Raw genomic sequence first — 10,555 nt, forward strand, 5'->3', positions numbered from 1 at the left:
ATCAAAGACTTAAGCCTTTGATTTCCTATTCCCTTTTTTCTTCATAAATATGAATAACCCGATAAAAAATACCCAGACTGCTGCAATCATTGCTAAGAAGCCGTAATTAATTCCTGTTTCATCAGCAACAACATAAATCTCTGCTACTTCACGATCGAGTACAATTCTGAACTGATCATTTTCTGCTCTGACCAGGTCCCCGCCAAGCAAACCGCGAAGTTCACTGTCATCTCTGAAGTCAGCTACCGGTAAGTCAACTGTCCGGGTTTCACTCGTGTTATTAATGGCAATGACACTTGTTTCATCTTCATATTCCCGCTCATACACAAGCATTCCCTGCTCATTATAAAGAACATTCAGCGTACCTCTTGTTAATGAAGGAAGCTGCTGTCTCAGCTCACCTACATCAGCAATATAGTCCTTCAGCTCTTCATCAACATTGAAGTCCATCAGTCTGCGGTTATCAGGATCTTCTCCACCATCTAATGCGATTTCAGAGCCATAATACATAATCGGGATGCCAGGCACTGTGAACATAAATACAGTTGCAAGTTCCCACCTTGTCCCAGGAAACATATTGTTCTCTGCAGCAAGTCTTGTAAACCTCGTCATGTCATGATTATCAATAAAGTTCCCCATCAAATACGGGTTATCAAAGAACTGCTGATTATAATCCCAGTAGTTGAACAGTCTTGATGTTGACTGATCCACTGTCTTAAAAGCGTTTCTCATCTGTTCAGCAAGCGGGAAATCCACAAAGCCGTCAATACCCGTATCTGCGTACTCGGCAATCTTTCTGACATCTGTATCATACACTTCTCCAATCAGATAGAAGTCATCTTTTACAGACTTCACCTCTTGAGAAAATTCAGTCCAGAATTCAGATGGCACGTGTTTCACTGTATCAAGACGATAACCGTCAATATTTGTTTCTTCAATCCACCATTTAGCGGCGTCAAATAAGTATTCCCGGACTTCCGGATTTTCAGTATTCAGATCAGGAAGTCCATAAATCCAGCCATTTTCAAGCTGTTCAGGATCATTGTTATCCCTGATCGGCTGTTCTTCATGGTACCAGTCTTCTCTTTCAGGATCTGATACCCACGGATGAGTCGGTGCTGTATGATTCACAACAAAATCCAGAATCACTTTTATGTCTCTGTCATGTGCTTCATCAACCAGCGTTTTAAATTCTTCAATTGTACCGAAATGCTCTTCAGTCTCATAGAAATCGTCAATCCAGTAGCCATGATAACCTTTTTCTTCATTAGAAAAGATCGGCGTCAGCCAGATTGCTGTAAAACCCATGTCTTTAATATGATCCAGTTCATTGATCACACCCTGGAAGTCTCCGCCGTGATAAGCACGTGGGTCCTGCGTATTAACGGTAAAATCATTTGAGGTATCTCCATTTAGAAAACGGTCCACCATCAGAAAATAAATTGATTCGTCCTGCCACATTCTCTCTTCCTTTTCAACAGCGCCTGTCGAATTCAAAAAAGCGCTATTAAAAAGGAGGATAGTGATGAGTAAAAGAGCGCTGACTCTTCTCACCTCTGCCCCTCCTCCTTTAACGGAAAATTTTCCGAAGTTACGTAAGCTATGTGTCTGTAAGAATCAATCAGTATCAGTGATTAACCTTTTGTTCCGCCGGCAGTCAGCCCTGAGATCAGGTAACGCTGGGATAAGAGGTAAACAAGTGCGATCGGCACAGCAATCAGAATAGATCCTGCCGCAAATCGTGTGAAGTTGTTATCGAACTGATTACTGATAAAGTTGAATAGTCCAAGTGCAAGCGTAAAGTTTTCAGGATTTCTGAGAATAATACGCGGCAGAAGGAAGTCAACAAAAGGTGCCATGAAATTAAATAAGGCTACTACACCGAGAATCGGCTTAGCGAGCGGCAGCATAATTTTGAAGAATACACCTAAATGCCCGGCACCATCAATTCTTGCAGCTTCATCAAGCTCCTTAGGTATTGTATCAAAATATCCTTTTACGAGCCAAGCATTGAACGGTATTTGACCGCCAATATAGATTAAAGTAAGTCCAACTAGTGAATCAAGCAGTCCAACCATGTTCAGCATCACGTAAATCGCGACCATTCCCATGATAACCGGGAACATCTGAAGCAGCAGGAATGCATATAAACCATACTTACGTCCTGTGAACTTATAGCGTGAAAATGCATAGGCAACAAATGATGTCAGTACAACTGAGAAGAATGCATTTGCAATTGCGACAATGACACTGTTTTTATACCACAGCAGATAATCACTTGATGGATCTGTAAACAGCCATTTGTAATGGACAAGCGACCAGTTATCAGGAATCAGCTGAGCTGAATAAAGACTTGTTCCCGGATTAAGCGACATCCCTACAGTCCAGAGAAGAGGGTAGCCGATGACAACAGCCATAAATGCAAGGAATAGATAAATTAGCGCAACTTCTGCATTAGACTTCATTTTTTTACTCATTAAATATTCCCCTCCTCTTTGAACGATCTTGTTCTTCTGAACTGGAAGAAGGCAAATCCGGTAACAATTAATCCAAGGATTAATGTAATGGCAGCTGCCATACTGTACTGGTTCAATTCAAACGTCAGGTCAAATACCCATGAAATCAGAATATCCGTACCGCCCGCATTTTGTCCGCGGACAGCCGGTCCACCTTCATTAAACAGGTAGATGATATTAAAGTTATTAAAGTTTCCGGCGTACTGCATGATCAAAAGTGGTGCTGTTGCATAAAGTACATGCGGAAGTGTAATGCTTCTGAATTTCTGCATACGGCTGGCACCATCAACGTCTGCTGCTTCATACCAGTCTTTAGAGATACTCTGCAGAATACCCGTGAATAAAGCAAAAACGAATGGGAATCCAAGCCATGTCTGTATCATAATTAATGCAATGCGTGTCCAGAATGGATCCTGAAGCCAGGGAATGGCCAGGTCAAACATTGCGAGAATATCCGTATTTATCGCTCCGAAACGATCATTAAACATTGCTGCAAAAACAAGGATCGTAACGAAAGCAGGTACTGCCCATGGAAGAATTAAGATTGTCCGGATTAAACGCTTAAATTTAATGCGCGGATCATTGACAAGTAGTGCAAGAAAAAGTCCCAGTGCAATCTGAAGTGTTGTAGCAACAACCGTCCAGACAACTGTCCATGTAAAAACACTAATAAATGTATCCTGCCAGATATTACTGTCCCTTGCCCCTGTTCCAAAGAAAAGGCGGCCGAAGTTTTCAAATCCGATCCAGCTCAGCAGATTTCTCGGCGGCTGGTTATACTGCGTGTAATCTGTAAATGCTAAAGCGATTGTAAATAATAGTGGTAATACGACGATAAATACAAGCATGACTAAGCCTGGTGTAACAAAGAAGTAAGGGAATCCTGTATCCCATACATTACGCAGTGCCTGCTTAAATGTCGGCACTTTTTCGCCGTCTCTAAGACGGATCGCATCTCTTTTTGCATCTTTCACGTTAGCTATGTAAAGCGTAATCGCAAATGCAATCAATACAAGTGCAACAAGTCCGTAAATTAATAAAAATACTGAATGATCTGTACCTGCAAGCGTACCCAGTGTCATAATGCCCCAGATACCGTAATTGATAAACTGTCCAAGCGTCAGGATGAAGGAAACTTCAAGAATAATAAACAAAGTACCCTTTACATATCTGCGGTTGTACAACTGACCTAAACCTGCAAGAAGGATTGAAAGAATGACAGCTAGTTTGGGGTTGTGATTCGTTTTAGCTGTTGGGTTATCAGTTGACATGTCATCGCCTCCCTAGTGAGCGTTCCATAAATCTTCTCTATAAAGTGAGTGGATAGAAGGAGGGAATCCTTCTATCCACCATCGTCATGAATATTATTGCTGTGCAGCCGCAATATTGTCTTTGATCTGCTGAACTGCTTCGTCAAGTACTTCCTGTACATCGTCACCTTGTGCGATGAATAGAAGTGCATTGTTAATTGGCTCCCAAACCTGCTGCATTTCTGGAGCAGATGGCATTGGCGTACCATACTGAATCTGCTCCGCGAATGGAGCGATCAGTTCGTTAGATGTTACAGCTTCACTTTCAAGTGCTGCCTGGTTAGCCGGAAGCTCGCCGGCACCTTCAAAGTAAGCAATAGAGTTTTCTTCGTTTGACAGGAACAGTGCAAGATCAGTAGCTGCATCTTTATTCTCTGAGTAATCAGAAACCATCCATGATTTAACACCTACAAAAGATGTTGCATTTGTGCCATCAACTGTCGGAAGGATTGCTGTTCCAAGGCTGTCACCAAGTGCTTCTTCATAAGCTGGAATCTGCCATGGACCTGTGATTGCCACACCAACTTTTCCATCAGCGAAAAGACCATTCATAATGTCCGGGTTAATTTCAACCGGGATATAGCCATTTTCGTACCATGACTGGATCAGTTCTCCACCAGCTACAGCACCTTCATTGTTAAGACCGATATCTTCTACGTCATAAGAACCACCTTCATTGTTGAACACGTATGCGCCATTTGCACCGAAGAATGGATATGAGAAATAGAAGTTTGCAGCTTCCATCAGGAAACCGTACTGATCTGAAGCAGCATCTGTCTGCTCTTCAGCAATTGCCATTAACTCATCCATTGTTGCAGGTGCTTCTTCAACAAGGTCCTTATTATAAAACGTACCATATGTTTCAACTACAAGTGGAGCTCCGTAAATTTCACCATCATAAGTTACAGCATCAATCGCTGTTTCTGAGTAAGTACCTTCTGCTTCGCCAAGGTCAATTGGAGATGCAAGTCCCTGAAGGACGATATTACCAATACGGTCATGCGGCTGGAAGAACAGGTCAGGTCCGTTACCTGCAGGACCATCAAGGTTTAAAGCTTCGATTTGATCTAACATGTTCATTGGTGTTACATCAATTTCGATTCCAGTTTCTTCTGTGTACTTTGCAAAAAGTGTATCAAGCACTGCTTTTTGATCTTCATTATCATTCACCCATACACTAAGTGATTCTGGCTGATCTCCAGTTGCTTCTTCTGAATCTCCGCCCCCGCTTTCATCAGTAGAACCGCCAGACTCTTCACGATCCGGTGCACAAGCTGCAAGGACACCAATTAATAGTAGTACCATTGCAAAAAACGATAGATACTTTTTCAACATTGACCCCTCCTAAAGGTGTTTATCATTTGTCTGTACAACCGTTTGCACAAATGAATAAAAAAATATAATTAAACGCTTTCATTTATTTTATGAAAACGATTGCACAACCTATTTTTATTATAATCACAATTTCTAAGATTACAATACTTTTTTCAAAGTTTTTGCAAAATGTGATAAAAATTTTCTGTGCACGTTTAATTGACAAGGTAATACCTTTGGCATAATGTTGTAATCAATTCAACTTACAGGAGGCGCTTAACGTATGAACAAAGCTGCTGTTCACCATCGCGCAGACCGCTCGATGGCCTATTCAATCAGCATGGATGAAATGCAGATCAGGTTAAAAACCGCAAAGAATGACATTCAACAGGTAAAGCTTGTGCATGGTGATCCATATGACTGGACGAATGACAAATGGAACTTTGATGAAATGGATATGGTATTTGCAGGATCCGATGAACTTCATGATTACTGGGAAATTAACATAACGCCTCCCTTCCACCGCTTACGTTATGGATTTGTTCTATCTAATAAGAAGAAAAGTGTCTTTTATGGAGAAAAAAACTTTCACGAAGCGCCACCTGAAGACATTGGAGAGTATTTCTGCATGCCTTATATGAACAAAGCAGATCTATTCGCGTCACCTGAATGGGTACATAACACTGTATGGTATCAGATCTTTCCTGAGCGCTTTGCAAACGGTGATCCTTCTTTGAACCCCCCTGCGACCATTCCATGGGGCAGCGAGGACCCGAAAAGGGATTCTTTTTTTGGCGGTGACCTCCAGGGTGTGATTGATCACTTGGATTACCTTGAGAACCTTGGTATAAACGGCATTTATTTCACACCGTTATTTGAAGCATCATCCAATCATAAGTATGATACGATCGATTATTTTGAAATCGACCAGTATTTCGGGGATAAAGATAAGCTGAAGGAATTGATCGCTGAATGCAAAAAACGCGGCATTAAAATCATGCTTGACGCTGTATTTAATCACAGCGGCTTCTTCTTCCCTCCATTTCAGGATGTCCTTGAAAAAGGAGAAAATTCAAGATATAAGGACTGGTTTCACATATGGGATTTCCCGGTTCAGACAACGCCTGAACCAAATTATGATACCTTCGCATTTACATACATGATGCCAAAGTTAAATACAGAACACCCTGAAGTGAAAAATTACCTTCTTGAAGCAGCGCGCTATTGGGCGAGAGAGTTTGAAATCGATGGATGGCGACTTGATGTTGCCAATGAAGTAGATCAGGCGTTCTGGCGGGAATTCAGAGCAGAGGTTAAGAAAATCAATCCTGACCTGTACATTTTAGGCGAGGTATGGCACGATTCAATGCCATGGCTGCAGGGTGATCAGTTTGACGCTGTTATGAATTACCCTTTTACATCTAACGCTCTTCAATTAATTGCAAAGCGTTCTATTTCAGTGAAAACATTTACAGAGAATATGACGAAGGTGCAATATATGTACCCTTCACCTGTGAACAAGGCTGCTTTTAACCTTGTTGGCAGTCACGATACACCAAGAGTTCTCACTGAATGCGGGGGCGACGAGCAGCGTGTCAAACAGATCTTGACTCTTTTATTAAGTTATTACGGCACTCCGTGTATCTATTATGGGGACGAAATTGGATTATCCGGAGGAATGGATCCCGGCTGCAGAAAATGCATGGACTGGGATGAAAGCAGTCAGAACAGCGAGCTACTCAGTTTCACTAAAAAATTGATTGCCATCCGTAAAAATGAGCCGCTGCTTTCAAATGATGGAGATCTTTCATTTTACAATGTCAGTGAACATACACTGGTGATTAAAAGAGAGAATGACGAGTCTGCTATCTTCATTCTTATTAACCTTTCAGATAAAAAAGATACATGTAAAGTACCTTATTCATTAAATAAACGAAAAACCATTGACTTAATGACCGGAGAAGCGCATAAATGGAAAAAGGGAAAATTCACATTAAAACCACAGGAAATTAAAATGGTTAAAATTTATTAATCAAAGACTGGGGCTCTTCTGCCCCAGTCTTTGATTGTGTAAACCGGAAAGAAGGGTCAATCTTGAAAAGCTCCACAAAAAAATTAACATTGTTCGCGCTGACATGGCCAATTTTCATTGAGATTTCACTTCATATGTTAATGGGTAATGCTGATACACTGATGCTCAGTCAATATTCAGATGACAGTGTTGCAGCAGTTGGAATCTCCAATCAGATTCTTGCACTGATCATCGTGATGTTCGGATTTGTCGCTACAGGTACTTCTATTCTCGTTGCACAGTACTTAGGTGCTGAAAAACAAAAAAGCGCAGCTGAGATTGCCGTTGTATCTATAGCGGCCAACCTCGCATTCAGTCTGATATTAAGTGTGCTGATTATTATTTTTGATGATCGAATTCTGCTGCTGATGGATCTGCCTCCCGAATTATTGCCTGAAGCAACGATTTATTTGCAGATCGTTGGCGGACTTTCATTTATTCAGGCTGTTATCATGACGCTTGGTGCAGTACTCCGAAGCTACAGTTTCACAAAAGATGCAATGTTTGTGACACTGGGTATGAACATAGTGAACGTCATAGGGAATTACATTGTCATCTTCGGCGCATTCGGTTTTCCCGTACTTGGCGTTGAGGGTGTTGCATACTCTACTGCAATCAGCAGACTTTTAGGATTAATTGTTTTGTTTATTCTATTAATAAAGCGTATTGATGGCGGGCTGCCATTCGCTTCTTTATTCAAGCTTCCCTTCTCGCATCTAAAAAACCTGCTGAAAATCGGCGTGCCTTCTGCGGGTGAACAGCTATCTTATAATGCGTCTCAGCTTGTTATTACAGCATTCATCGCATCACTCGGAACAGAAGCGATTACAACCAGAGTCTATACGCTGAATATTATGATGTTCATTTTTCTATTTGCCATATCAATCGGCCAGGGGAGTCAGATACTGATTGGTCATATGGTAGGTGCCGGAAAAATTGAGGAAGCCTATAAACGCGGGATTAAAAGCTTAAAGATCGCAATATATATTTCTTTTGGAATGGCTGTATTATTCTCGATCTTCTCAGAAACGCTGCTCGGAATCTTTACAGAAAATGAAGATATTCTATTCTTAGGCTCGATCCTGATCTATCTCACAATGATCTTAGAGCCTGGAAGAAGTTTTAATCTTGTCATGATTAACTCCCTCAGAGCCGCAGGTGATGTGAAATTCCCAGTCTACATTGGAATTCTATCCATGTGGGGTGTCGCAGTATTTTTCGCTTATCTACTGGGCATTGTATTTGGTCTGGGACTGATCGGCATCTGGATTGCTTTTATATTAGATGAATGGTTAAGAGGAATCCTAATGTTAAGAAGATGGCGATCACGCATTTGGATTCAAAAAAAGTTTGCTCAGCTATAAAACGCTTTCATTGAAGCTCTCACTCATGTGAGGGCTTTTTTCATGTTAGAAAACCTCACACAAAAAGCAGTTTTTTTAAAAAAACACTTGCAATTGTTTAATTTTCTGAATATTATTATAAACATAATAACTTTCATGTGAGGAAACCTAACGCAAAACCGATGGAAGAATACCTCACATCGAAAACAAGGAGGATAAAAATGAAAAAGATTGAAGCCATTGTCCGCCCGGAGGTTTTTCAGGAATTACGTGAAAAGCTGGTTCATCTTGGGATTAATGGACTTACTGTATTCGAAGCTGCGGGTTGTGGTAACCAAAAAGGAAAAAAAGGTGCTTTCAGAGGAACATCTTATGAACTCCCTCTTGTTTCCCGTATTAAAGTAGAAATGGTTACAGAAGAACACCGGACAGATGAAATTGTCGATGCCATCATTGAAGCATGCGCGACAGGCGAAGTCGGGGATGGTAAGATCTTTATCTCTCCTATTGAAGAAATCATCAGAATCAGAAGTGGTGAACGCGGAAGACAGGCTGTCCTTTAAAAAATCCGGAGGTGTTAGAATCATGAAGAAGAAAATCTTATCAATAACGGCACTTGGAAGCCTTGTAACAACAAGCGCTTATGCTGCACCAGTGACAGCTGAAAGTGTCCAATTTTCATTAGATACAATGTGGGTAATGATTGCAGCAATCTTAGTATTCTTTATGCATGCAGGGTTTGCAATGGTTGAATCAGGCTTTACACGCGCTAAAAATACACTGAATATCTTACTTAAAAATATCTTGACGATTTCAATCGGCTCAGTCCTTTACTTTCTGGTCGGTTATGGCATTATGTTCGGAAGCTCTAATGGGTTCTTCGGAACAACAGGGTTTGCATTGTCAGGTGTAGAAGACGTCGGTTTCTTCTTATTCCAGGCTGTATTTGCAGCGACATGTGCAACAATTATCTCAGGTGCTGTAGCAGAAAGAATGAAATTAAGCAGTTATTTAATTCTTACGATCCTGATGACAGGTGCGATCTATCCGGTCGTTGGTCACTGGGTATGGGGCGGCGGCTGGATTTCTGAGCTTGGATTCGTAGACTTCGCCGGCTCCACTGTCGTTCATTTAACTGGTGCTGTTGGCGCATTCGCTGCAGTTGCTTTCCTTGGAGCACGTATTGGTAAATATGAAGGTAAAAAAGTCAATGCAATTCCAGGACACAATATTCCAATTGGTGCACTCGGTGTATTCATCCTTTGGTTCGGCTGGTTCGGTTTTAATGGAGGAAGCTCATTAGCAGCTGATCCGACACTGGTACCAATTGTCATTTCAACAACTCTTTTATCAGCATCTGCTGGTGTCATTGCTTCTGCACTTTATACAAAGATCAGATTCAAACAGATTGATCCTTCTATTACACTGAACGGTGCACTTGGTGGACTTGTCGGTATTACTGCAGGTACTGCGAACGTATCATTAGTTGGCGCTGTTGTGATTGGTCTTGTGGCAGGTGTTATTCTTGTTGAAGGTATCCGTTTCATTGATGTGGTACTGAAGAAAGATGATCCGGTTGGTGCAATTGCTGTTCACGGTATTTGTGGTATCTGGGGTACGCTTGCCGTTGGACTTTTCGATACAGCGAACGGTCTGTTTTACGGCGGTGGCGCTGCACTGCTTGGCGTTCAGGCAATCGGTGTTGGTGCAGTAATCCTTTGGACTGGTCTTGCGGTAAGCGCTGTTGTGTTCGCATTGAAATCTCTTGGCGGGATCCGCGTATCACGTGAAGAAGAAATCACAGGACTTGATTACGCTGAGCACGGATCAAATGCTTACGAGTTGAAGGAATCTCTTGTCTCATCAACTTCTACTGGAAACGCGGCACTTTCAGGAAGCTTAGTAGAACGCCTTGATGAACTAGGTAAAGCAGGCAAGAAGAAAAAGGTTTTAAAAGAGAGCGTATAAAAGGTCGATAAAACTGGAGCATCCGCCTTATCC

8 protein-coding genes are annotated in these 10,555 nt (G+C 41.6%); 4 read left to right on the forward strand and 4 right to left on the reverse strand.

Translation table 11 applies throughout. The annotated features are described in order from the left end of the window. Nucleotides 1-9: 9 nt before the first annotated feature. From ACH6CZ_RS05370 to ACH6CZ_RS05385, 4 genes are all read right to left on the reverse strand, one after another. Nucleotides 10-1,554: an alpha-amylase family glycosyl hydrolase gene (locus ACH6CZ_RS05370; RefSeq protein WP_374096375.1), complete on the reverse strand. Its 1,545-nt coding sequence runs from the start codon at nucleotides 1,552-1,554 to the stop codon at nucleotides 10-12. Nucleotides 1,555-1,634: 80 nt separating this feature from the next. Beyond that, a complete protein-coding gene (locus ACH6CZ_RS05375; protein ID WP_374096376.1) occupies nucleotides 1,635-2,477 on the reverse strand; it encodes a sugar ABC transporter permease in 843 nt (280 codons plus the stop codon). Then, complete coding sequence (locus ACH6CZ_RS05380; RefSeq protein ID WP_374096377.1) at nucleotides 2,477-3,787, reverse strand: carbohydrate ABC transporter permease; 1,311 nt, start codon at nucleotides 3,785-3,787, stop codon at nucleotides 2,477-2,479. The genes ACH6CZ_RS05375 and ACH6CZ_RS05380 overlap by 1 nt, the downstream gene beginning before the upstream one ends. A 93-nt stretch (nucleotides 3,788-3,880) precedes the next feature. Beyond that, the gene (locus ACH6CZ_RS05385) at nucleotides 3,881-5,158 is read right to left on the reverse strand and encodes a sugar ABC transporter substrate-binding protein (protein ID WP_374096378.1); all 1,278 of its coding nucleotides are present in this window, start codon (nucleotides 5,156-5,158) and stop codon (nucleotides 3,881-3,883) included. Between the two features lie 265 nt (nucleotides 5,159-5,423). Here ACH6CZ_RS05385 and ACH6CZ_RS05390 point away from each other — a divergent pair, with 265 nt between their 5' ends. From ACH6CZ_RS05390 to ACH6CZ_RS05405, 4 genes are all read left to right on the forward strand, one after another. Continuing rightward, nucleotides 5,424-7,172: a glycoside hydrolase family 13 protein gene (locus ACH6CZ_RS05390; RefSeq protein ID WP_374096379.1), complete on the forward strand. Its 1,749-nt coding sequence runs from the start codon at nucleotides 5,424-5,426 to the stop codon at nucleotides 7,170-7,172. A 62-nt stretch (nucleotides 7,173-7,234) separates the two neighbouring features. Continuing rightward, nucleotides 7,235-8,575, forward strand: a complete 1,341-nt coding sequence (locus tag ACH6CZ_RS05395; RefSeq protein WP_374096380.1) for an MATE family efflux transporter — start codon at nucleotides 7,235-7,237, stop codon at nucleotides 8,573-8,575. Between the two features lie 200 nt (nucleotides 8,576-8,775). After that, nucleotides 8,776-9,117, forward strand: coding sequence for a P-II family nitrogen regulator (locus tag ACH6CZ_RS05400; RefSeq protein ID WP_039808417.1), 342 nt, complete (start codon nucleotides 8,776-8,778; stop codon nucleotides 9,115-9,117). A gap of 22 nt (nucleotides 9,118-9,139) precedes the next feature. Beyond that, nucleotides 9,140-10,522, forward strand: a complete 1,383-nt coding sequence (locus ACH6CZ_RS05405; RefSeq protein ID WP_374096382.1) for an ammonium transporter — start codon at nucleotides 9,140-9,142, stop codon at nucleotides 10,520-10,522. Nucleotides 10,523-10,555 lie beyond the last annotated feature (33 nt).

The sequence above is a fragment of the Jeotgalibacillus sp. JSM ZJ347 genome (assembly GCF_044383825.1).
GTDB lineage: Bacteria > Bacillota > Bacilli > Bacillales > Jeotgalibacillaceae > Jeotgalibacillus.

Coding starts and splice junctions, on each gene's coding strand:
- ACH6CZ_RS05390 (WP_374096379.1), top strand. CDS start 5,424: ATGAACAAAGCTGCTGTTCACCATCGCGCAGACCGCTCGATGGCCTAT.
- ACH6CZ_RS05375 (WP_374096376.1), bottom strand. CDS start 2,477: ATGAGTAAAAAAATGAAGTCTAATGCAGAAGTTGCGCTAATTTATCTA.
- ACH6CZ_RS05380 (WP_374096377.1), bottom strand. CDS start 3,787: ATGTCAACTGATAACCCAACAGCTAAAACGAATCACAACCCCAAACTA.
- ACH6CZ_RS05400 (WP_039808417.1), top strand. CDS start 8,776: ATGAAAAAGATTGAAGCCATTGTCCGCCCGGAGGTTTTTCAGGAATTA.
- ACH6CZ_RS05405 (WP_374096382.1), top strand. CDS start 9,140: ATGAAGAAGAAAATCTTATCAATAACGGCACTTGGAAGCCTTGTAACA.